The organism is Virgisporangium aurantiacum (assembly GCF_016863635.1).
GTDB lineage: Bacteria > Actinomycetota > Actinomycetes > Mycobacteriales > Micromonosporaceae > Virgisporangium > Virgisporangium aurantiacum.
Genome location: NZ_BOPG01000029.1, coordinates 38799 through 60516, shown reverse-complemented (window position 1 = coordinate 60516; position 21718 = coordinate 38799). Strand labels below are relative to the sequence as shown.

Annotated in this window: 21 protein-coding genes; 7 read left to right on the top strand and 14 right to left on the bottom strand. The window is 72.2% G+C overall.

Going from position 1 to position 21718, the window contains the following annotated elements; all coding sequences use genetic code 11:
• Positions 1-6: 6 nt before the first annotated feature.
• Positions 7-1206: a M20 metallopeptidase family protein gene (locus Vau01_RS23290; RefSeq protein WP_203996290.1), complete on the bottom strand. Its 1200-nt coding sequence runs from the start codon at positions 1204-1206 to the stop codon at positions 7-9.
• Between the two features lie 106 nt (positions 1207-1312).
• Here Vau01_RS23290 and Vau01_RS23285 point away from each other — a divergent pair, with 106 nt between their 5' ends.
• A complete protein-coding gene (locus Vau01_RS23285) occupies positions 1313-2245 on the top strand; it encodes an aldo/keto reductase (RefSeq protein ID WP_203996288.1) in 933 nt (310 codons plus the stop codon).
• A 3-nt stretch (positions 2246-2248) separates the two neighbouring features.
• On the opposite strand, the gene Vau01_RS23280 is transcribed toward Vau01_RS23285, so the two are convergent.
• Positions 2249-3757 carry a family 43 glycosylhydrolase gene (locus Vau01_RS23280; protein WP_239151795.1) on the bottom strand — a complete coding sequence of 503 codons (1509 nt, stop codon included), beginning with the start codon at positions 3755-3757 and terminating at the stop codon, positions 2249-2251.
• A 312-nt stretch (positions 3758-4069) separates the two neighbouring features.
• Here Vau01_RS23280 and Vau01_RS23275 point away from each other — a divergent pair, with 312 nt between their 5' ends.
• Positions 4070-5362, top strand: a complete 1293-nt coding sequence (locus tag Vau01_RS23275) for an MFS transporter (RefSeq protein WP_203996286.1) — start codon at positions 4070-4072, stop codon at positions 5360-5362.
• 23 nt (positions 5363-5385) lie between these two features.
• On the opposite strand, the gene Vau01_RS23270 is transcribed toward Vau01_RS23275, so the two are convergent.
• Positions 5386-6492 (bottom strand): serine hydrolase domain-containing protein, encoded by a 1107-nt coding sequence (locus Vau01_RS23270; protein WP_203996285.1) that lies wholly within the window; start codon positions 6490-6492, stop codon positions 5386-5388.
• A 184-nt stretch (positions 6493-6676) separates the two neighbouring features.
• On the bottom strand, positions 6677-7378 hold the full coding sequence (locus Vau01_RS23265) for a DUF6928 family protein (protein ID WP_203996284.1): 702 nt from the start codon (positions 7376-7378) through the stop codon (positions 6677-6679).
• Between the two features lie 101 nt (positions 7379-7479).
• On the opposite strand from Vau01_RS23265, the gene Vau01_RS23260 reads away from it, so the two are divergent.
• From Vau01_RS23260 to Vau01_RS23245, 4 genes are read left to right on the top strand one after another with little or no spacing between them, the layout of a single operon-like run.
• Positions 7480-8538 carry a Rieske 2Fe-2S domain-containing protein gene (locus Vau01_RS23260; protein WP_203996283.1) on the top strand — a complete coding sequence of 353 codons (1059 nt, stop codon included), beginning with the start codon at positions 7480-7482 and terminating at the stop codon, positions 8536-8538.
• Positions 8535-8774 (top strand): hypothetical protein, encoded by a 240-nt coding sequence (locus Vau01_RS23255; RefSeq protein WP_203996282.1) that lies wholly within the window; start codon positions 8535-8537, stop codon positions 8772-8774. Before Vau01_RS23260 ends, Vau01_RS23255 begins: the two co-directional genes overlap by 4 nt.
• A gap of 21 nt (positions 8775-8795) precedes the next feature.
• Positions 8796-9749: a PDR/VanB family oxidoreductase gene (locus Vau01_RS23250; RefSeq protein WP_203996281.1), complete on the top strand. Its 954-nt coding sequence runs from the start codon at positions 8796-8798 to the stop codon at positions 9747-9749.
• Complete coding sequence (locus Vau01_RS23245) at positions 9704-10513, top strand: IclR family transcriptional regulator (RefSeq protein ID WP_239151794.1); 810 nt, start codon at positions 9704-9706, stop codon at positions 10511-10513. The genes Vau01_RS23250 and Vau01_RS23245 overlap by 46 nt, the downstream gene beginning before the upstream one ends.
• A gap of 24 nt (positions 10514-10537) precedes the next feature.
• Here Vau01_RS23245 and Vau01_RS23240 read toward each other — a convergent pair whose 3' ends face one another.
• The 4 genes from Vau01_RS23240 to Vau01_RS23225 all read right to left on the bottom strand — a co-directional run bounded on the left by Vau01_RS23240 (position 10538) and on the right by Vau01_RS23225 (position 14442).
• Positions 10538-11230 (bottom strand): hypothetical protein, encoded by a 693-nt coding sequence (locus Vau01_RS23240; protein WP_203996280.1) that lies wholly within the window; start codon positions 11228-11230, stop codon positions 10538-10540.
• Entirely contained in the window at positions 11212-11925 is a 714-nt protein-coding gene (locus tag Vau01_RS23235; RefSeq protein ID WP_203996279.1) for an SDR family oxidoreductase, read from the bottom strand. The genes Vau01_RS23240 and Vau01_RS23235 overlap by 19 nt, the downstream gene beginning before the upstream one ends.
• Before the next feature lie 71 nt (positions 11926-11996).
• Positions 11997-13202, bottom strand: coding sequence for a GNAT family N-acetyltransferase (locus Vau01_RS23230; RefSeq protein ID WP_203996277.1), 1206 nt, complete (start codon positions 13200-13202; stop codon positions 11997-11999).
• A gap of 1 nt (position 13203) precedes the next feature.
• Positions 13204-14442 (bottom strand): ATP-grasp domain-containing protein, encoded by a 1239-nt coding sequence (locus tag Vau01_RS23225; protein WP_203996276.1) that lies wholly within the window; start codon positions 14440-14442, stop codon positions 13204-13206.
• A 30-nt stretch (positions 14443-14472) separates the two neighbouring features.
• On the opposite strand from Vau01_RS23225, the gene Vau01_RS23220 reads away from it, so the two are divergent.
• The gene (locus tag Vau01_RS23220) at positions 14473-15150 is read left to right on the top strand and encodes a thioesterase II family protein (protein ID WP_203996274.1); all 678 of its coding nucleotides are present in this window, start codon (positions 14473-14475) and stop codon (positions 15148-15150) included.
• Here the strand turns inward: Vau01_RS23220 and Vau01_RS23215 are convergent.
• From Vau01_RS23215 to Vau01_RS23190, 6 genes are read right to left on the bottom strand one after another with little or no spacing between them, the layout of a single operon-like run.
• Positions 15088-16263, bottom strand: a complete 1176-nt coding sequence (locus Vau01_RS23215; RefSeq protein ID WP_203996272.1) for a saccharopine dehydrogenase family protein — start codon at positions 16261-16263, stop codon at positions 15088-15090. The genes Vau01_RS23220 and Vau01_RS23215 overlap by 63 nt on opposite strands.
• Positions 16256-17701, bottom strand: a complete 1446-nt coding sequence (locus tag Vau01_RS23210) for a class I tRNA ligase family protein (protein WP_203996269.1) — start codon at positions 17699-17701, stop codon at positions 16256-16258. Before Vau01_RS23210 ends, Vau01_RS23215 begins: the two co-directional genes overlap by 8 nt.
• Positions 17698-19041, bottom strand: coding sequence for a lysine N(6)-hydroxylase/L-ornithine N(5)-oxygenase family protein (locus Vau01_RS23205; protein WP_203996268.1), 1344 nt, complete (start codon positions 19039-19041; stop codon positions 17698-17700). The genes Vau01_RS23210 and Vau01_RS23205 overlap by 4 nt, the downstream gene beginning before the upstream one ends.
• Positions 19038-20120, bottom strand: a complete 1083-nt coding sequence (locus tag Vau01_RS23200) for a MupA/Atu3671 family FMN-dependent luciferase-like monooxygenase (protein ID WP_239151792.1) — start codon at positions 20118-20120, stop codon at positions 19038-19040. The genes Vau01_RS23205 and Vau01_RS23200 overlap by 4 nt, the downstream gene beginning before the upstream one ends.
• The gene (locus Vau01_RS23195) at positions 20117-20440 is read right to left on the bottom strand and encodes a cupin domain-containing protein (RefSeq protein ID WP_203996267.1); all 324 of its coding nucleotides are present in this window, start codon (positions 20438-20440) and stop codon (positions 20117-20119) included. The genes Vau01_RS23200 and Vau01_RS23195 overlap by 4 nt, the downstream gene beginning before the upstream one ends.
• Complete coding sequence (locus tag Vau01_RS23190; protein WP_203996265.1) at positions 20437-21708, bottom strand: KamA family radical SAM protein; 1272 nt, start codon at positions 21706-21708, stop codon at positions 20437-20439. Before Vau01_RS23190 ends, Vau01_RS23195 begins: the two co-directional genes overlap by 4 nt.
• Positions 21709-21718: the final 10 nt, after the last annotated feature.

Sequence of the window (21718 nt, the reverse complement as noted above, 5' to 3'; positions counted from 1 at the left end):
GGATCGTCAGTCGCCCGGGTGTGTCCGGGGCGCCAGCCGGTGGGTCAGCAGGCCGGCCATGGCGCGCACGCCGAGACCGATCGCCCGCTCGTCGGCGGCGAAGTCGAGGGTGTGCGGCGCGCCGTTCATCCCCGTCCCGGCGTCGGCGACGCCGAGGTAGAACATCGCGCCCGGCGCCTCGTCGAGGAACAGTGCGAAATCCTCGCAGTTGAAGGGCCAGGACGCCCGCGCCCATAGGACGGACTCCTGCCCCAGCGCCGTGCTCAGGTACCGGCCGGCCGCCGTGCTGAGCTCCGCCGAGTTCACCATGGCGGGAAACGGGTCGCCCGGGAACTCGACGTGCCCGCCGGCCTCCGCCGCGAGCCGCTCGACCCGCGCGCGTAGCTCGGGAAACCGCTCCTGCGGCCAGACCCGCAGCAGGATGTTGGCGACGGGCTGCGCGTCGGACGTGTGCTCGGTCCACTGGGCGACGGACACGGATTCCTGGATCGAGGCGGCGATCTCGGGATCCAGCACCGCGTTGAAGCGCGCGTGATAGTCGGCGAAGCACTGCGGGAACTCGACGGTGTCGAGTTTCGCCACCTCGGACGCGATGGCGGCGACCGCCGCATCGTCCCCACCCGGCAGAACTATCCGGATATGGTCCAGCCCGGGCAGACCGTATCCCGGAGACACCGCGATGGTGCCGGCGGGGAACGGGGCACAGTGCAGCGCATAGCACTCGCGCGGGGCGAGTCTTTGCACCAACCCGGTCTCGAGCATCGCCCGCGCGCCCTGCAGCGGCTCCTCGGCCGGCTGGAAAACGAACGCCAGCCGGCCGCGTACCGGCTCGGCACCCTGAGCCAGGGCCCGGGCGACGCCGACGCCGATCGCGGTGTGCAGGTCGTGTCCGCACAAATGCGCGACACCGGGGACGCGCGAGGCGAAGCCGTCATCGAAGACCCGGCCCGACCGCGGGAACGACAGCGCGGCCACTTCGGTGTCGACGGCGTCCATGTCCGCCCGGTACACCACCGTCGGGCCGTCCGCGGAACCGTCGAGCACCCCGAGGACTCCGTGTCCGCCGACGCCGGTCGTCACCTCGAGCCCGGCCGCCCGTAGTTGCTCCGCGACCAACCCGGCCGTCTCCCGCTCCGTACCGGCCAGTTCGGGGTGACGGTGGATCTCCCGGCGCAGCTCGATCAGTTCGTCATCAAGACTCGTCACCGGTAGATCTTGCGCACAACCGTCGATCTTCCGCACCACGATTTCCGGCAGGTCCGCGCATACCCTGGACATGCCGCGCAGCATCCCCAGCGGAGCGGGAGGTGTCGTGAAGTACTCGTCCGTCGCCGGGTTGGACATGCCGGTGTCCCGGCTGGTCCTCGGTTCGATGATGTTCGACCCCGAGCGGTCGGCGCACTGGTTCGCGCTGCTGGACCGCTACCGTGACGACGGCGGCAACTGTGTCGACACCGCCGCCATCTACGGCAACGGCGCCGGCGAGCGCACGGTCGGCGCCTGGTTGGCCGAACGCGGCAACCGCGACGACATCGTCCTGATCGGGAAGGGCGCCTGCACCACCGAATGCACGCCGGACCTGGTCACCACGGAACTGCACGCGTCTCTGCGGCGCTTGCGCACCGACCACGTCGACATCTACCTGATGCACCGCGACAACCCGACCGTCCCCGTCGGACCGTTCGTGGAACGGCTCAACGAGCACCTGCGAGCCGGCGAGATGCGCGCCTTCGGCGGATCGAACTGGTCACCGGCGCGCATCGCCGAAGCGAACACCTACGCCGCCGAGCACGGCCTCGTCGGCTTCGCGGCCAGCAGCCCGCAGTTCTCCCTGGGCCGCTGGAGCCAACCGCCCTGGGAAGGCTGCCTGACCGCCACGGACCCGCCGACCCGCCGCTGGTACGAGCAGAGCGGTCTCGCGTTGTTCGCCTGGTCCAGTCAGGCGAGCGGCTTCTTCACCGGCCGGTACTCCCCCACCGACCGGAACGCCTCGGACGACACCGACCCGGCGCGGGTCTGGTTCACCGCCGACAACGTCCGCCGGCTGGACCGGGTCAGGGAGTTGGCGGCGCGGCGGGGCGTGCCCATGGCACAGGTCGCCCTCGCCTTCGTGCTGTGCCAGCCGGCGCACGTCTTCGCGCTGACCGGGCCGCTCACCCTCGACGAGCTCCGCGACTCGGTCGCCGCCGTCGACCTCTCCCTGACCATCGACGAACTGCGTCACCTCAACCTCGAAGACGCCTGAGTCCTACGGAGCCGGTTCGCCCGACGGTGCGGTCAGCGTGGTGCCCAGCGCCACCGGTGTGCCGAAGTTCGGGGTGCCGTCGGCGTTCCAGGTGAACTTCTGCGCCCGGGTGGAGCGGTTGAGGTTGCAGCCGCCGGGCGTGCTGGTGGCGTGGTAGACGATCCAGTCCTCGGCACCGTCGGGGGATTTGAAGAACCCGTTGTGGCCGGGGCCGAAGACGCTGGCGGCGTCGTTGCGGCGGAACACGGGGTTGGGGTTCTTGACCCAGGAGGACGCGTTGAGCGGCTCGCCGCCGTTGTAGGTCAGATAGCGCAGGTGGTAGTCGGCGCTGCTGCAGTGCACGGCCGAGTAGATGATGAACGTGCGGCCGTTGCGTTGCAGCACCTCGGCGCCCTCGTTGACGCCACCCTCACCGGAGCTCAGCTCCGCGAGGACGCGACGGGTGCCGGCGGCGGTCCACGGGTTGGACAGCTCCCGGATGAAGTTGCGCTGCCCGACGTTGGGCGTGAAGAACGTGCCGAGCAGGAAGAGCCGGCCGTTCAGCTGAAGGATGTTGGGGTCCAGCTCCCAGGTGTTGTCGGCAACCGGGTCCAGCATGTTGGCCTTGAACGTGTAGGGCCCCATCGGATCGGTGCCCGCCGACTCCAGCACCCGGATGCGCTGCGAGTTCACGTTCTCCGCCGCGTTGCCGGCCACGTAGTACAGGTACCAGCGCTGCCCGTTCGGGCCGTTGAGCAGATGGAACTCGGGCGCCCACATCGTGCCCATGCCGGCGGGCATGGTGTACAGCACCTGGTCGGTGGCCGAGGCGAGGCCCCGCAGGGTGGTGGCGCGGCGCATCGTGACGGTGTTGTTCCAGGTCGTCGTGGCGAGATAGTAGAAGCCGTTGTAGTACTGGAGCCACGGGTCCGGGCCCTGCATCTTGAGCGGGTTGGTGAAGGTCCGCGGGTTCGGGTTGCCGCCGGAGAAGTTGGGAACCCGCCAGACCCGGCTGGTCGCGGTGCTGCACGGAAGCTGCACCAGCCCGATGTTGTTGGCGGTGCTGTCGCCGGCCGGCACCACGCACTTGCCCGAGCTCACCGAGACGACGTTGAACGTGTTCGTCGCGCCGGCGACCGTCACCGGCTGGAGTCGGAACTGCTGGTTGGTGTTGCTGTGGCAGGTCCACTGGATCACCTGCGCGTTGTCGGCCGTGGATGCCCCGTTGATGTCGACGCACCGGCCGGCGGCCACGGTGCCGATGGTGTACACGTCCGACGTCGCGGACAGCGGATTGAACGCGAAGCTCTGGCTGCCGGCACCGGTGCAGTCGCGCTGGACCAGTTGCAACCCGTTGGTCGTGCTGCCTCCCGGCACCTCGACACACCGGCCACCGGCCTGGTTGACCACGCTGCTGGTGAACGCGACGGCCGCGGCGGCCGGCTGGGATCGTAGGACGGGCGGCGCGGTCAGCGCCAGGATGGCCACGACGACGGTAGCGGCGCGCAGGGCCGCGGACGGAGCGGTCTTCACCGGGCTGCCTCCAGGTTCGAACGACGGCCACCTGTGACGACGTGGCCCCGAGTCAGCGGCAGCCCGGCGGCGCGCTCGGAGTCCAGGCCATTGGCCGTGGTTGCTTGATTGTTATCGATAACAATCAAGCTGTCAATGACATCACATGGAAGTTTATCGATATCAATCAGCCAGGTTGCATCCCGGAAGATTGCAGGCTTTCATGCCCATCTGAGCGCGTATCGGCGCACGTCATTGGAACTGACTGTCGCTGATCCTATGCTCCATGTAACGGAAAGCCCGCCCGGTTCACCCCGGAGATCGGGGTCGCGGATGAACGTCAAGGTCGCCGATTTCGACGGCGTGAACCCCACCGTGGTGCCGGCCCGCCGCCGGGCGTTGCTGCGAGACCACGACTTCCGGTTGCTGTGGATCGGGGAGACGGTCAGCCAGGCGGGCAGCGCGATGACCGTCGTCGCGTTGCCTCTGGTGGCCATCACGGTCGTGGGTGCCTCCCCGCTCGTGCTGGGTGTCCTCACCGCGTGCGCGTGGCTGCCGGCGTTGCTGATCAGCCTGCCGGCGGGGGCCTGGGTGGACCAGGTCGGCCGCCGACCCGTCATGCAGGCGGCCAACCTCGCCTCCGCCGTCCTGTTCCTCAGCGTGCCCGTCGCCGCGTGGATCGGCGCGTTGACCGTCGCGCACCTGGCCGTGGTGGCGTTCGGCGGTGGCGTCGCCCGGGTCTTCTTCCGCACCGCGTTCCAGGCGTACGTCCCGACCGTGCTGCCACGGGGCCGGCTGACCGCCGGGAACGCGTGGCTCAGCGGATCCGAGTCCGCCTCCGAGGTGGTGGGACCGGGCCTGGCCGGCGTCGTGGCCCAGGCACTCGGCGCGGTGTCCGTCCTGGTGGTCGACGGGCTCAGCTTCGTGGTCTCGGCCGCGTGCCTGTGGCGGATCCGGGCCACCGAACTCGCGGGCCGCCGCCGCGACAACACCGGCCTGTTCTCCCGCATCCGGGCCGGCGTGCGGTACGTCTTCGACGACCGGTACCTGCGTACGACCGCGTTGTTCGCGTCGACGGGCAACCTGACCCAGGCCGCCGTGCAGACGTTGCTTCTCGTGTTCCTTCTCCGCACCGTCGGGCAACCGGCCGGTACGGCGGGGCTGTTGTTGGCCGCCATGGGCGCCGGTGGACTGGCCGGTGCGCTGCTCGCCGCTCCGCTCGCCAACCGGTTCGGCACCGCCCGGGCCCTGCTCGGGGTCGAGGCGGTCACCGTCCCGTTCGGCCTCCTGATCCCGCTGACCACAGCGGGTCCACGGCTGGCGCTGTTCCCGATCGGATTGACCGTCATGTTCGCCGGCGTCACCGCGGGCTCGATCATCACCCGCAGCTTCCGGCAGCAGTACGTGCCGGACGACATGCTTGCCCGCACCGGCGCCACGATGACCGTGCTCGCCTTCGGCGCGATCCCGATCGGTGCTCTCGCGGGTGGCTGGCTGGCGTCGACGATCGGGGTCCGCACCGCCCTGTGGTTGCTGTGCGCGGCATTGCTGCTACCGGTGCTGGTGCTGGTGTACTCCCCGATCCGGCACCGCCGCGACCTTCCCGTACGCGAGGCGGTTCGCTGACGTCGAACACGGTCGTGCGCCGGTCAGCAGAGTGCGTCGGTGACGACGCGGTCGGTCGTATGGAGCTGGGTGAGCAGGTGGTCGACCGTGTCGTCGAGCGCGAGGTTCGCGTTCACGACGGCGCCGCGCCGACCGTCGGCCGTGACGCCGACGGTGGTGATGGTGCCGGCGTCGCCACCGTCGTGGCCCCAGTAGCGGCCGCCGCACGGCAGTTCCCGGGAGACCAGGCCGAGGCCGTAGAGCCCGCCCGGCCAGATCGGCTCGACGTCGGCGCTCACCGGCACGGTGTCCATCATCGCCGCCAGCTCCGTCGGGCGCAGCAGACGCCCACCGAGCAGGGCGCGGAAGAACCGGTCCAGGTCGCCGGTCGTGGACACGACGCCGCCGGCCGGGTAGGCGGTGAACCGTGACGTCACGTCGACCAGTTCGCCGTCGAACAGCTCGTACGCCCGGGCGTGCGGACGCTCGATCTCCGGTGACGACCCCGGCCAGTAGGTGTGCCGCAGCCCCAACGGCGCGAAGATCCGCCGCTCGAACTCGCGGTGCCAGGGCCGGCCGGTCACCCGTTCGATGATCATGTCGGCGATCAGATAGGCGGCCGTCGAGTAGGACCAGCCCTCGCCCGGTTCGAACAGCCAGCCACGGGCGACCGACCGCTCGACGAGTTCGGCCATCGGGTCGCGCTGGTAACGCATCCGGTAGTACTCGGCCTCGGTCTCCCAGCCGGGAAGGGCGTCCCGCAACCCGGAGGTGTGCTGGAGCAGTTGCCGCACGGTGATCGCGCGGCCGTGCACCACACCCGGCAGCCAGCGCTCCACCGGATCGTCGACGGACAGCCGGCCCTCGCCGACGAGCTGCAGGATCACCGTCGCGGTCAACGTCTTGGCGGTGCTGGCGATCCGGAACGCGCCGTTCGGCGGGACCGGCCGTCCCGTGCGGATGTCCGCGACGCCGACGCGTACCACCGCCGCGTGGCGTCCGTCGCTCGCCCATGCCTGCACCGCGGGGACGCCCAACGCGTGGACCGCTTCGGCGTTGCGGCGCAGCTCGATCGACCGCGCCGGCGCGGGCGTCGGTACGGCACCGACGGTGGCTGCCACCGCGGCGGTCGCGATGAGGTGTCTCAACATGGCGGCAACGTTAGGAACGATCGGGACCGGTATCGATACAGCCCACTGCCCGATGGCTACTACAGCCGGCTGTAGTGCCCCGCCGCACGAAGTCGGAGTGACGCATCGGCGACAGTCACTGCTCCGCTTGAGCCTTCCGGGCGAGCACGTCGGCGCACACGACCAGCGACTGCCCAAGCGGTGATCATTCACGCCCTGCTGGTTGTCCGGTGGCCGCCCGGACCATCTGGAGTACCTCCTGGCGGATTGCGTCGCGAGCGGCCTGTTCCGCACCGGTCGGATCGGTTACCCGGAAGCCGAGAAGGTCGACCTCGCCGGCCGCCCGGTCATCGGCGTGGTCCGGGCCGTCGGTGGCGAAGCCGAACAGGTGACGCAGCGCCGTCTGTCCGAGGTCGAGCGGGTGGAACGGCAGCGGGTACGGGTCCTCCACGGGATGTCCGCCGGCCCAGTACGGCGCCTCGAACGGCAGCGGTTCGCCGACGCTCTCGATGATGCCGCTGTCCGGGGTCAGGTTGAGCGAGCGGACGAGCACTCCGTCGGACCAGGTCCCGTAGGAGAGCCAGTCCGTGACCGAGTGCATGCCGAGTACCGCCATCCGCCGGCCGTCGCCGATCCGGCACAGGTGCCCGGACAGCGTTGACGGCTGAACGAGCGTCAGCCGCTGGTCGCACACGATGTCCAGGCCCGCAGAACTCGACGCGAACACCACATCGTCAGGCGGATAGGTGGCGTACTTCAGCGCGCAGCCTTCGATCGGCTCGACAACGTACCCGGGATGGACTCTCCTGACGAACTCCAGCGTGCGGTCCTCGTCGGCGACCGGGCCGCCGCGTAGCCGCACCGGAATGTCGTCACCGAACGCCAGAATGCCTACCTTCACGCCCATGTCCACCATCCTTGCCGTCCCGGCACAGCGCGGTCCCAGAATCTTTCCATCACGCGGAAAGGCCGTATCGGCCGGTTCGCGACCGCGCCGACACTGGCGCCATGACGTCGATCGTGCGGGACCAGTGGTACGTCGCGGCGTTCGGCCGGGAGGTGGGCCGGGAACTGTTCAGCCGGACGGTCTGCGGCGAGTCCATCCTCTTCTGGCGTACCGGCGACGGCCGGGTCACCGCGATGAGCGACCGCTGCGTGCACCGCCGGTTCCCGTTGTCGGAGCCGCCCAGCCATCTCGTCGGGGACACCGTCGTGTGTGGCTATCACGGCTTCACGTACGGCGCCGACGGCGTCTGCGTCGCCGTTCCCGGCCAGACCCGGGTCCCGCGCACCGCGCGGCTGCGGTCCTACCCGGTCGTCGAGCAGGACTCGTTCGTGTGGGTGTTCATCGGCGATCCGGGCCGGGCCGGGGAAACGCCGATTCCGCGGGCGCCGTGGCTGGACCTGCCCGGCTGGACGACCGTGTCGGGGATGGAGCCGCTTCCCGCACGGGCCAGCCTGCTCGTCGACAACCTGATGGACCTCTCGCACGAGACGTACCTGCACGGCGGGTACATCGGCACCCCCGAGGTGGCCGAGACGCCGATCACCACCGAAGTGGACGACGAGGCCGGCATCGTCTACGTCTCCCGACGCATGGCCGACGCCGCCTGCCCACCGTTCTACGCCACGAGCACCGGCATCACCGGACGGATCACCCGCTGGCAGGACATCGAGTTCACCCCGCCGTGCCTGTACACGCTCCACAGCCGGATCGCGCCGGTCGGCGTTCTCCCCCACGCCGACGGCACCGACCCGGACGCCTTCCACGTCGAGGTCGTGTACGCGATCACCCCGGAGACCGAGTCGTCGACCCACGACTTCTGGGCCGTCGCCCGCGACTTCGCCCTCGACGACGAGCGGGTGTCGGACTTCCTGCGGGAGAGCAACCGCACCGTCGTCCTTCAGGACGTCGCGGCGTTGACCGTGCTGGAACGGGTTCTGACCGGCGAGCCGGACGGCTACCAGGAACTGTCGATCAACATCGACACCGGTGGGTTGGCCGCCCGGCGGATGATCGCGCGCCTGGCGGCGGGCGACGTCACCGTCGCGGCCGGCGCCCGGTGAACCGGCGCACCCGGGTCGGCTGGCTCCCGGGGTCCGACCGGCTGCGGGGACGGTGCCACTGCGGCGCGCAGACCGAGGCCGACGATCCCGTCCTCATGTGGGAGTGGCTGTCGGCGCACCCCGTCCACCCGTCCGCCGACGCGGGTCGGCCGGAGTCGCGGATTCCGGCGCCGGCACCGGCGCACCGGGTCACCGATCCGGCGCTCATCCGCCGCCGGCCGACCGTCCCGGCCTGACCCGTCGATCGGAGCGTCCGCGTGCACGGCACCCCCGACGAGGCCGACCGGCGGTTGCGCGTCATCCGCCGGGTGACCGGTGCGGAGGGCGTCGTCGTCCTGGACCTCGCCGACGCGACCGGAGCGGAACTCCCGCCCTGGACGCCCGGCGCCCATGTCGACCTGCGCCTGCCCGGCGGGATGGTCCGGCAGTACTCGCTGTGCGGGGACGCGGCGGACCGCCGCGTCTGGCGCATCGGTGTGCTGCGGGAACCGGACGGACGGGGCGGGTCCGCGTACGTGCACGAGGCCCTGCGCGCGGGTGTCGAGGTCGATGCCCGTGGGCCGCGCAACCACTTCGCCCTGGTTGCGGCGCCACGCTATGTGTTCATCGCCGGCGGCATCGGCGTCACCCCGATCCTGCCGATGGTCGCGGCGGTCGGGAACAGCCGCGCGGACTGGGAACTGCACTACGGCGGCCGCAGCCGCCGGTCCATGGCCTTCCTGGACCAGCTGCGGGCGGACATCGGCGGGCGCGTCACCCTGTACCCGCAGGACGAGGTGGGCCTCATCGACCTCGACCGGATCCTCGGCCGTCCACGTCCGGACGCGGCGGTCTACTGCTGCGGGCCGGAACCCCTGCTGTCGGCCGTCGAAAAACACTGCGCGGCGTGGCCGGCCGACGCACTGCACGTCGAACGGTTCACCCCCCGTCCGGCCGGTCCGCGCGGGTCCTTCGAGGTGGAACTGGCCCGGAGCGGGTTGACGCTCACCGTGGCCGCGAACCAGTCTGTGCTGCAGGCCCTCGAGGACGCCGGGGTCGATGTGCTCTCGTCATGCCGGGAGGGAACGTGCGGAACCTGCGAGACGCCGGTGCTGGCGGGCGCGGTCGACCACCGGGACTCGCTGCTGACCCCGGCCGAGCGGGAGGCCGACGACACGATGTTCGTGTGTGTGTCCCGGGCGGCGGGACCGAGGCTGGTGCTGGACCTCTGAACCGCCCGACCGCCGGAGCTCCGGGCCGCCCGACGGCCGGCGGCAAGCTGCTCGCCGTCCTCGACGCGTTTTCCCGCGATCGCCCGGCGCTCACCCTGTCGCAGATCGCCCGCGCGGTCGACCTGCCGGTGTCGACCGCGCACCGGCTGGTCGCCGAACTGGCCGCCTGGGGCGGCCTCGAACGCGACACCGACGGGCGTTACCGCATCGGGTTGCGCGTGTTCGAGCTCGGCGCCCTCGCCCCGCGCGGCCTCGGCCTGCGCGAGGCCGCGTTGCCGTTCATGGAGGACCTCTACGAGGTGACGCACGAGAACGTGCAACTGGCGGTGCGCGACCACGACGAGGTCGTGTTCGTCGAACGGTTCGCCGCCCGCGACGCGGTGACGGTGCTGACCCGCGTCGGCGGCCGGTTCGCGATGCCGCCGACCGGCGTCGGACTGGTGCTTCTCGCCCACGCACCGCTCGACGTCCAGGAGCGGGTGCTGGCCGCGCCGCTGACCCGGTTCACCGCGCACACCATCACCGATCCACGGCGACTGCGGCGGATACTGGCCGACGTACGCCGTACCGGGCTGGCCGTCAGCGACCGCCAGGTGACCGACGACGCGGTGTCGGTCGCCGCGCCGGTCACCGCCGGAGACACGGTCGTCGCCGCCCTGTCGGTGGTGGTGCGCGGCACCTCGGCGGCGGCGGTCCGCGGCGTCACACCGACCGTTCGCGCCGCCGCCCGCGGAATCTCCCGGCTGCTGAACCCGCCCGGGTAGCCGACCGGCCGGCGCGCGAACCGGTCAGTCACCGGGCGCGGCGGCGCGCCGTTGCCGCTCCTCCTCCCGGGCTTCTGCCTCGGCCTCCCACTCGTCCTCCTTGGTGGCCAGCGAATCCCGGGCCCTGGCGAACGCGTGGTTCGGTTCCGGAAGCGGCTCCTCTCGCTGCCACGCGCCCACGCAGTCCACGGCGTGGGCGATGATTCCGCGCAGCAACCACACGCGATCCCGGCCGTGGAAGGCGTTTTCCAGCCCGCTGTTCCAGGTTTCCAGGAGTTTCATGGCTTCGTCGAGGCGGTGCCGGAGGTGGCTGTCGCGAATGACGCCGATGGCTATCCGGGCGGGCGCGATGTGGTTCTGCAGCTGCTCGTTCCACGTGTCGCACGTCGCTCTGAGCGCGGCGGCCTCCTCGTTGCCGGTCCACCGCTCACGGTCGTTCGGGACGTGGCGGGCGTGCTGGTGCAGCGCGCCGAAAGCCGCCGCGAGCGCGGTCACGGCCTGGTCCTGCTTGGCCTGGAGGCGTGCCTGGCGGGCGTCCGCCACGGTGTTCGCCTGCGCCTGGCGCGTCGCGAAGTAGGACACGCCAGCACCCACCACGGTGCCGACGAATCCGGAGACGGGAGAAAGCCAGTCCATGGTGCCAGTCTCCAGCAACGGAACCGCCGCACGCGTGGTTATGCCAGATGACCCCGCGGCGGTCAGCGCGACGCCGCCCACTGCTCGAAGGTGATCCGCCCGCTGCGGAAGTCGCCCGTCGGCAGCACGCCACCGTTGGCCATCGCCCGGCCGACGGGCACCGTCAGCACCAGTTTGCCCTTGGCCAGGCGGCGCATCATCGACGCGATCGTCAGCACCTCGGGGCCGGCCAGGTCGGTCGCCCGGCCCTGGGCGGGGCCTTCGGCCAGGCGGACGAGTTCGTCGGCGACCTCGGACGCGGCGACCGGTCGGCTGCGCATCAACGGCGCCACCTTCACCGGACCGGGCACCTTCTTGAGCATCTGCGCCGCGAACTCGTGGAACTGCGTCGCCCGCAGGATCGTCACCGGAACCGGACCGGCCAGCGCCAGCTCCTCCTGGCGGCGCTTGCCGATGTAGTAGCCCGAGTCGACCCGGTCGATCCCGACGATCGACAGGACGATGTGGTGCCGCACACCCGCCCGTTCCTCGGCCGCCAGCAGGTTGCGCGTCTCGGTCTCGAAGAACGCCACCGACGCCTTGCGGCTGAGCGCCGTCACGTTCGCCACGTCGATCACGACGTCGACGCCGCGCAACGCGTCGTCGAGGCCCGTTCCCGTCATCAGGTCGACGCCGCTCGACCGCGAGATCACCACGACGTCGTGGCCGCGCTCGCGCGCCCGCTCGACCACCAGCTTGCCGACCCAGCCGGTTCCGCCGGCCACCGCCATCCTCATCGCGACCGTCCTCCTCGTCGACACTATAGGAGGACAACGGCGGGGAGCCGAGTGTGACAGGTGTGGCGCGCTCAGGCCGGCAGGGTCACGCCCAGCCCGGTCAGCAGGCGGGCGGCGGTGGCGTGCTGGGCGGTGAGCGTGGTGCGCACCGCGTCGGCAGATTCCCCGCCCGGTAGCCACAGGTACGCCCAGCGCGGCAGCAGCGCACAGCCGCGGTGGTGTTTCGCCGCCGAGGTGCCGAGACCGTAGTGGACCCGGCGCACACCGGCCCGTTCGGCCCAGCGGACCACGTCGTAGTACACGAGGTTGAAGTAGCAGAACGCGCCGGCCGACGCGGCGTAGTCGAACCCGGCGGCGCGGGTGTACAGGACGTCGCCGCAGCGGGCCGCCATCAGGTAGCCGATGATCCGTTCGCCTCGGCGGGCGCTGAAGACCACGAGGCGGTCACCGAGCGTGCGGCGCAGCGTGGCGAACTCGGTCTCCACCCACCGCTGCCCGGCCGCGTGCCCGTACCGGGCCCGCAGGGCCGCGCGGAGCGGCACGTGCTCGTCGGTGAGGGCGTCGGGTCCATAGTGGACGGTCGTGTGCACGCCGAGGTCGGCGTACTGCCGGATCTCCCGCCGGACCGCGATGCGCCGGCGGCTCGGCAGCGACCCGAGGTAGCCGTCGAGCCCACCCGGCGGCAGGTCGAGGATGCCCTCGCCGCCGAACACGAGGCGCTGCGCGGACGGGTCGCGCAGGGCGGCGTCCTCGTCGGGGTCGAGGTAGAGCAACGCGTGGCTGCGGCAGCCCCGGCGCGCGGCGGCCTCGCCCGCGAGGCGGGCGAGCGCCGGCACCAGGCGGGCGCGGTCGACCGAGTGGTGACCGTCGAACGCGCGCAGCCCGAGGTTCGACCCAAACACCCCGACGGCCAGCGACGGATACAACGCCTCGCGGAGAGCGGAGACCGCGGGTGCCGCCGCGTCGACCGCGGCGCGCTCGTCCGCCGTCAACAGCCGCTCCGCGCCGATCGCCGAGAAGTCGCCGAGAATCCGGGGCGGGTTGTAGAACAACAGGTTCTCCGGCCCGCGGGCCACGATCGCCGGGGCCACCGCGACCGGCCCGGTGCCGTCGGAGATCACGAGGAACACGACCTCGTGATCCGGATCGGCGGCCACGAAGCGCCACCACGCCTCCGACGTCCACAGTGGAGTGTCGGACGGTTCCTTGAGGCCCATCGCCACGAGCTCGTCGACGGTGTGGACGAGATCACCGCTCAGCCCGTCACCGAGAAGCATTTCACACCACCCGCGGCCGCGACAGGTCGACGGCGCGCCGCAACGTGTCGCGGACGTCGTCGTAGCTGACCGAGCGGACGATCGCCGACGCCACGACGGCGCTGAGCACGTCGCCCGGCGGCAGCGTGATCCGGCCACCGATCTCGCGTTCGAGCACGACGTGCTCCAGCCCCCACAGGTTCAGCACGTCGGGCAGGCCGTCGAGGCCCTCGAACCGGCCGGCGACCGGGCTCACCACCTGACGGCTGCCCGCGAACCGGTCGGCACCGCGGGCCAGTTCGGGCGCGGCGCCGGTGGCGATCCGGATCAGGTCGTGGTGGAAGGCGATGCCGGTGCTCATCGGGATCAGGTGCGAGGTGATGTATCCGCCGCCGGGGCGGGCGGCGATCTCCAGCAGTTTCACCGAGCCGTCGGGCAACGCGCGCAGTTCGAGGTGGAACGCGCAGTGGTCGAGGCCGATCGCGGCGACGGTGGCCCGGGTCAGTTCGTGCGCGCGGTCCTGGACGTCGGCCGGCAGCCGGGTCGGGTGGACCTGTTCGACCTCGATGAAGTACGGCTCGGACACCCACTTGTCGGTGATCCCGGCGACGTGGACGGTGCCGTCGTGCACGAATCCCTCGACGCTGTGCTCGGTTCCGCCCAGCCGCTCCTCGTACACGAACTCGCCCGGGTAGTCGCCGAACAACGGCGCGACGTCGACCCCCGTCGTCGACACCGCCTGCGCGAACAGCGCGGCCAGGTCGGTGCCGGCCCCGACCTGGAAGATCGACCGGCTGCCGCTGCCACCGGCCGGTTTGAGCACGCCAGGAACGCCGATCTCGGCACGGGCGGCGACCAGGTCGGCGTGACTGCGCACCCGGCGGAAGCGCGGGATCAGATCCGGCCGGTGTCGTAGGGCCGCGCGCATCGAGTGCTTGTTGCGGGCCCGGTGCGCCGCCTCGACCGGTGGCCCCGGGAAGCCGCACGTCCCGGCCAGCGCGGCGGCCAGTTCGACGCCGATGTCGGTCCAGGACACCACTCCCTCGGCTCCGGTGCGCGCGGCCAGCGCGACGGCCGCCTTGAGCGCCGCCGGCCGGTCGAAGACGTCGACGACCTCGACGTCGCTGAGCAGGTCGGCGCAGAACCGCGGCGGTGCGGGCGCGACCAGTGCGACCCGGTACCCGAGGTCGTGCGCCGCCAGCAGCGCGGAGTGGACCTCCAGCGGCACCCGCCGGGTACCCATGAAGACGATCGTGGCCACTGACGGTTCCCTTCGACAACAATGTCCATGATGGACACAACGATCGTGTGCCTGCCCCCGTCGGGCGCCGGGCGTTCGTACTTCCGCGCCTGGCCCCGGACCATCGGAGCGGCGCGGGTGCTGCCGCTGTCGCGGCCCGGCCACGAGGAGCGGATGCGCGAGCCGCTGGCGTCGTCGCTCGTCGCGGCGGCCGACGACGTGGTCGCGCGGGTGCGGGGAGGCCGGACCGTCCTCTTCGGACACAGCCTCGGCGCGATCGTCGCGTTCGAGGCGACCCGCCGCTGGGTCGGTGACCCGCCGGCGGCGCTCGTCGTCTCGGCGCGGCAGGCACCGGGCCAGCCCAGCCGCGCTCCGGCGCCGGACCTCGACGACACCGCCCTGCTGGCCGTCCTCCGGGCGTGGGGTGGGCCGGCCGACGAGTCGGTGGCCGGCATGCTCCTTCCGGCGCTGCGCGCCGACCTGGCGCTGAGCGCGGCCTACCGGTGGGACGGCGGACCGACCGGCACACCCGTCACCACGATCGCCTACACCGACGACCGCGTGGTCGACGCCGCGTCCGTGCGGCCCTGGGCCGGCGCCACCACCGGCGGCTGCCGGGCCGTCACCCTCGACGGCGATCACGACGCCGCCCGGTCCGCGCCGCCGTCACTCATCGCCGTGCTCGAAGGCGTGCTCGAAGCCGTGTTCGATGGCGGGATCGGTGAATGACCGGCGGACCCACGCCCGCCGGTACTCCCGCACCGTGATCCCGTCCCGGCGCAGCCGGACGAGCACGGCGTCGCCGCCGGCGAACAACTCGTGCGCGTACACGACGCCGTCGGGCGCGCGCACGGCCCGCGACGTTGCCAGCGCCAGCGCGGTACCGGTGAGCCGGCCCATCCCGGTGGTTCCGGTCGCCGGGTCGGTTCCGGCGCGCACCACCGTGGCGTACGTACCCAGCGGGCCGGTCGCCTCGGCCACCAGCACCGTCACGTCGCTGTCGCCCGGTCGCGGGGTGACGTGCGGCGCGAGCACCGCGTCGAGCACGGCCCGCGGCCGCACGGGTCCGTCCACCGTGGACACCGGCGCGTCGTCGAGCAGGCCCAGTTCCGCCAGCGCGGCGACGCGGGCCGCGTAGCCGGGCCAGCGCAGCGTCTTCTGGTCCATCAGCCGCACCGATCCGAGTACCGGGTCGTCGGCGATCCACGGCGCGAGCCCGTCGTGGAACGCCTCCAGCACTCCGATCCCGGGCACGTCGACCAGTTCCACCCCGCTGAACCGCTCGACCCGGTCGAGCTTGCCGTCGACGATCCGGAACGTCGGGCGCGGGCTGATCGTCAGGCCCGTGCCGTACCAGGACAGGTGACGCATCGGCGGACGCGGCCGCTCCGGCACGCCACCGCAGTACAGCCGCAGGTCGGCATCGGGTCCCGCCGCGACGGCCAGCCGGTGGGCCAGAATCTCCGTCAGCCCCGGCTCCAGCCCCGCACCGACCACGATGGACGATCCCGGTGCCAGCGATCCGATCTCGTCGGCGTGCTCCGGCGGCGGGCGGCCGATCGTGACGAGCCGCACCGGGACGCGGTGGGCGAGCGCGATCAGCGGCCGGGTGTCCACCCAGGACAGTGCCGCCGCCACGGCATCGCATCCGGCGAGCGCGTCGAGCGTGGCCGGGTCCGTGATGTCGCCGTGGTGGCGGTCGGTCGCCGGTGCTCCGGCGAGCCGCCCGGCGTCACGGTCGACGAGCAGCACGCGGTGGCCGTCGGCCAGCAAGGCCGCCGCTGTCGCGGCACCCATGGGGCCGGCGCCGACCACGGCGCAGCGCAGGGAGCGGTCAGACATCCGGCGGCCCTTCGAACGCAACGACCGGGACGTCGAACGCGGCCCGCAGCCGCTCGGCCGTCTCCGGTATCAGCGCGCCGGCGCCGTTCACCAGGCAGTGCAGTGCGGCCGTGCGCACGGTGGTGTCGGTGGTTCCGGCCGCGGCCGCGAGGCGGACCACCGCGTCGGCCGCGCGGACGCACGACAGGTCCTCCGGCCGCAGGGCGCGGTCGAGGTCGGCGGCCGCCGCCATGACGTGGTCGAGCCCGACCGTGGCCGGGGGCGACGACGTCCACGCGTGCGGCACCGACGTCCACCGTTCGAGCGCCGACACCGCACGCGCCTGCGGCGAACCGGCCACCGCCGCGCGGGAGAAGTTCGTCGGCGCCGACTCGGGCCGGGTCACCGCGAGGTACAGCCGGGTGGTGTCGAGGCCGTGCGCCGCAACGGTTTCCCGCACACCCACCACGTGCCCGCGCGACGTGGAGAACTTCGCGCCGTCGAGCAGGTAGAAGTGACTCATGTGGAGCACGCTCGGCAGCGGGGGGTCGTCGTCGGCGCCGGTGCGGAGGCCGCGCAGCACGGCCGGGAACAGCAGCACCCGCTCCCACGCGTTGTCGGACCCGAACACCATCGACGACGTCGCCTTCACCGGCATTGCGCCGGCGCGCCAGCGCGCCACCATCACCGCGTACCGGGGCGCCAGTTCGAAGGCGGGGTAGAGCCGGTGGTCCCCGACCGGGAAGCCGACCTCGCCGACGAACGTCACCGCGATCGACGGCAGCGGGCGGTCGAGCGCGGCCGACGCGAACGCGCGCACCGGCGGCCCGAGCGTCGCCTCGGCCAGATAGCGTTCGAACCACTCGCGTTGCGGCTCCAGGTCGAGGAACGCGCGCCGCAACGGCCGCAGGACGGCGGCGGTTCCACAGGTGGCGCAGCGGGCGTCGCGCAACTCGGCGTCGTCGTGGTACTGGCCGCAGCCCTCGCAGTCGACGCCGTACGCGTCGCCGGAGTCGCAGTAGGGGCACCGCCCCTCGACGTAACCCTGGAACCGCCAGTCGTCGCACTCCACGCAGTACCAGGCGGACGCGTCGCGCACCGTCACCGCGCCGGTGGCCCGCAACCGGGCGAACGCCGTGCGGGTGGCCCGCTCGATGTCGGGGATGTCGCCGTGCCGCAGCATCACGTCGTAGCCGATCCCGGCCGCCGCGAACGACTCCTCGATCCGGCGGGCGTTCTCCGCCGCGAGGTCCAGGTACTCCCGGCCCTGGCGCCGGGCGGTCTGGAGCACGTGCGAGTTCTGCCACGCCGTGCCCAGGAGCACGGCGGCGTCGTCACCGCGCGCCCGTGCCGCCCGGCGCAGCACGTCGGCGCCGAGATACGGCCCGGCGATGTGGCCGAGGTGCAGGTCGCCGTTGGGCGTCGGGTTGCTGGGGACGACGAGATGCGGATCGGTCACCGGTCGGCGCTTTCTGTTCGGTGCGGGGCGGTCTCGTACGGGACGGTCTCGTGCGGGACGGTCTCGTGCGGGACAGTCGAGGCCCAGCGGCTGGTCGAGGTCGTGGCGCCGGCGTCCCACGGCGTGTCGGCGATGCTCGACAGCACCGTCGCCGCCCGCCACGACGCGAGGCTCAGGTTGGGATCGGCGATGCCGTGCGAGTGCCGGCCGGCGTTGAGGAAGAACAGCTTGTTCCCGGCCGGCCCGTCCCACGGCACCGAGTAGTCGGCGTCGAGGGCGAGCTGTCCGTCGGACGCCACCGGAATGCGGTCGGCGAGCGGACGCAGGAACTCCGGCAACCGGAACTCGTAGCCGGTGGCGAGGACGACGGTGTCGGCCCGCAGCGTCTCGGGCGCGCCGGTGTCGCACTGGGCCAGGTCGAGCCGCCAGCCGTCCACTGTGGACGCGACGCGGTGCAGTTCGCGTCCGGGTAGTACCGCGCACGGGACCCGGTGCTCGTCGACGAAGTCGTTCTCGTACATCCGCCGGTAGACCCGCTCCAGCAGGTCGGCGGAGATCCCGTCGCTGGCGAGCTGCTGGGCGCCGAGGAGCTCCTTGCGTCGGGCCGGCGCCAGCCCGTGGAAGTACCGCACGTAGTCCGGGTGGAACCACTCGTTGGTGAACGGGCTGTCGTCGAGCGGCTGGAAGCCGTGCCGCCGGTTGACCCACGTCAGCTCGCGCGGAGCCGCGTCCCCGGCGAGGCCGAGCAGGTGCTCGACCACCTCGGCGCCGCTCTGCCCGCCACCGACGACCGCCACCCGACGCCCGCGCACCGACGTGGCCGGCAGGTAGCCGAAGTCGGCCGAGTGCAGCAGCGTGGGGCCGAGCATCCCGGCGACCGGCTCGGGCACGCGCGGCACGGGTCCGGTGCCCACCGACAGGTGGGTGGCGGTGTACGGGCCGCGTGCGGTCGCGAGCCGGAACGCGTCACCGGTGAACGTCACCTCCTCGACCGCGCAGCCGAACCGCACCTGCGGCAGCGTCCCCGCCACCCATCTCAGGTAGCTCTCGTACTCGCGGCGGGTGATGACCTGCCGGGGCAGGCTGGCGAACCGGTACAACCGGCCCGTGCGCGCCAGGAAGTTCAGGAACGTGTACGGGCTCGTCGGGTCGACCATCGTCACGAGGTCCTTCAGGTGCGACACCTGGAGCACCGACCCCGGCAGCATCAGTCCCGGATGCCACCGCTGCACCGGTTGCCGGTCGAAGAACCGGCACCGCACCCCGGGCAGGCCGTCGGCCAGCGCCGCGACGCACAGGTTGGCCGGGCCGGCGCCGACGCCCGCGAGGTCGAGGGTCACCGGGCCGCACTCCCGGCCCCGGCCATGATTTCGGCCAGGCCACGCAGAGTCCCGCTCACCTCGGTAGCGGGAGGACCGAAGTCGACCAGGCACGCGACCTCGTCGACGCCGGCCGCCGCCACCCGGGCGAGCATCCGGCGGCAGTCGGACGCCGAACCGATCAGGCTCGCCTCGGTGCAGAACCGGCGCGCCCGCTCGTCGATCAACTCGTCGATCAGCGCCTCCGGCAGGTCCGGCAGCGCGACGCGGCGCCCGCCGCTGACCGCCCCGCCACCCGCCGAGGCGCGCATCTCCAGCCGCAGCGCCGACTTCAGGTAGTCGCGCAGCGGCGGGTATCCGGCGACACCGACCGGGTCACCCTCGACGAGGGCGGCGTGCAGCATGAGCGTCACCTGGCCGGTGGCCGGGTCGTGGCCGGCCGCCGCCCGGGCGTCCCGGTAGACACCGATCTTTCCGGACAGCTCGTCGAAGCCGTGGCCGAGCAGGTGCGTCAGGACGTTCGTTCCGAGCCGTCCGGCCGCCGCGAACGTCTCCGGGTTGCCGGAGGCGGTCAGCCACAGCGGCAGCTCGGCCGACGCCGGACGCGGCTGGGTCACCACGGAGACCGTGCGGCCCGAGCCGTTCACGCGCTCGACACGGCCCCCCGACCACAGGACGCGGAGCTCGTCCACCGCGGCCCGCGACCGTTCGACGCGGCCCTCGTACCGGTCGGGCGCCAGCACGAAGTCGTTGGTGTTCCACCCCGACCCGATCGACAGGCCGACGCGGCCCGGCCCGGCGAGATTGTCCACAATGGACCATTCCTCGACGATGCGCAGCGGGTCGTGCAACGGTGCGACGACGCTGCCGGCGCGGATGTGGCACCGCCGGGTCAGCGCGGCCACCGCCGCCGCGAGCACCGACGGGTTGGGGAACAGCCCGCCGAACGGGTCGAAGTGCCGCTCGGGCAGCCACACCGCCTGGTAGCCCAGGTCGTCGGCGAGAACGGACGCGTCGCGGACGAGCGCGTACCGGTCCGCGCCGGGTGCGGTGGCGTCGCTGGCGAAGAACATGACGCTCAACGCCGGTGTCGCGCTCACGGCTGCCACCAGATCGAGATGATGTCGACCGGTTCGGTGCCGTCGTTGTGGAGCTGGTGACGGTGGAAGCTGTCGTAGAACAGCGTGTCGCCGGCGGAGATCCGCTGCTTCACCCCGTCGAGCGCGAGGACGCCCGTGCCGGACTGGACGAGCCAGACCTCGCGCACCTCGTGGTGGTCCTCCGCGGTGGTGACGCCGACCGGCACGTGGATCCGCGCCAGCGTGAAGGTCGCCGGCAGGTCGACGATGCCGAGCTTCGCGCCGGACGGACGGTCGAGCATGTTCCACGGCGGTTGCAGACCGGACTGCGGCGTGCTCATTCTGATCCTCCAGTGGTTTCCCAGGGCCAGTGCGGGGCGAACGCGGGACGTAGCCCGTCGATCCAGGTGGCGTCGGCACTGTGGTGGGCGAAGAAGACGCGACCGGTCAGCGCCGGGTCGCGCGCCTGTAGCATCCGCAGGACGAACACCCGCTCGCCGCCGACGGTCGTCTCCCCGTCGATCACGATCTTTCCCGGCGTGGCCGACATGACCGGCCCCCGCGCGGTGCGGGCCAGGCCGCCGACCCGGCGCTGCGCCTCGGTGTGGACCGCGAGCGCCCGCGCCAGCGGCACCTCGAACCACGCCATCGCGCCGGTGTCGCGCTCGACGAATGAGTAGTACGGCGCGATGCCCAGCGACACCATCGCCTGCCACATGTCGGCCCACGCGGCGGGATCGTCGTTGACGTGCCGGATGATCGGCGCCTGCGCCCGCAGCGTCGCCCCGGCCCCGCGCAGCAGCGCGATCGCCCGTCGGGCGGAGTCCGTCGCCAGCTCGCGGGCGTGCGAGACGTGCATCATCACGGCCACCTGCCGGCCGGCCCGCACGCACCGCTCGACGAGGTGCAGCAACGTCGGATCGTCGGTGACGCGGCTCGGCGCGTACGCGAGCGCCTTGGTGCCGATGCGGATGGTGGACACGTGCCCGATGTCGAGCAGCGGGTCGATCCAGCGGCGCAGCACGGGCGTCGACATCACCAGCGGGTCGCCGCCGGTCAGCAGCACGTCGGTGACCTCCGGGTGCCGACGTAGATACGTCACCATGTCCTCGGGGCGGGAACTGGCGAAGCGCAGGCCGGGCTCGCCGACGAACTGGGCCCAGCGGAAGCAGTAGCCGCAGTAGGAGTGGCAGGTCTGGCCCGGCGACGGGAACACCAGCACGGTGTGCCGGTACTTGTGCTGGAGCCCGCCGACCGGGTCGCCGTTCAGCAGCGGCACGTTGTCGGCCTGGCCCGACGGGTGCGGGTTGAGCCGCCGCCGCAGGTCGGTCACCGCCGCCCGCACCTCCCGCTCGCCGGCGCCGTCGCGGATCAGCTTCGACACCGGCTCGTAGACGTCGTCGGGCAGCATGCCGCGGGCCGGGAACGTCAGCCGGAAGATCGGGTCGTCGGGCACCGCCGACCAGTCGATCAGCTCGTCGACCACGTACCGGTCGACCTTGAACGGCAGCACCGAGGCGACCACGCGGATCTCGTGCCGGTACGCCTCGTCGAGCCCGCGTTCGGCCGCGAGGTCGGCGAGGCGGGTCCCGCGCCAGGTCCGTGTCACCGTTTCCGCT

What these genes read in the sequence shown, in the direction of transcription:
- Vau01_RS23275 (WP_203996286.1), top strand. Translation starts at nt 4,070, where the DNA reads ATGAACGTCAAGGTCGCCGATTTCGACGGCGTGAACCCCACCGTGGTG.
- Vau01_RS23270 (WP_203996285.1), bottom strand. Translation starts at nt 6,492, where the DNA reads ATGTTGAGACACCTCATCGCGACCGCCGCGGTGGCAGCCACCGTCGGT.
- Vau01_RS23265 (WP_203996284.1), bottom strand. Translation starts at nt 7,378, where the DNA reads ATGGGCGTGAAGGTAGGCATTCTGGCGTTCGGTGACGACATTCCGGTG.
- Vau01_RS23260 (WP_203996283.1), top strand. Translation starts at nt 7,480, where the DNA reads ATGACGTCGATCGTGCGGGACCAGTGGTACGTCGCGGCGTTCGGCCGG.
- Vau01_RS23235 (WP_203996279.1), bottom strand. Translation starts at nt 11,925, where the DNA reads ATGAGGATGGCGGTGGCCGGCGGAACCGGCTGGGTCGGCAAGCTGGTG.
- Vau01_RS23230 (WP_203996277.1), bottom strand. Translation starts at nt 13,202, where the DNA reads ATGCTTCTCGGTGACGGGCTGAGCGGTGATCTCGTCCACACCGTCGAC.
- Vau01_RS23220 (WP_203996274.1), top strand. Translation starts at nt 14,473, where the DNA reads ATGGACACAACGATCGTGTGCCTGCCCCCGTCGGGCGCCGGGCGTTCG.
- Vau01_RS23215 (WP_203996272.1), bottom strand. Translation starts at nt 16,263, where the DNA reads ATGTCTGACCGCTCCCTGCGCTGCGCCGTGGTCGGCGCCGGCCCCATG.
- Vau01_RS23195 (WP_203996267.1), bottom strand. Translation starts at nt 20,440, where the DNA reads ATGAGCACGCCGCAGTCCGGTCTGCAACCGCCGTGGAACATGCTCGAC.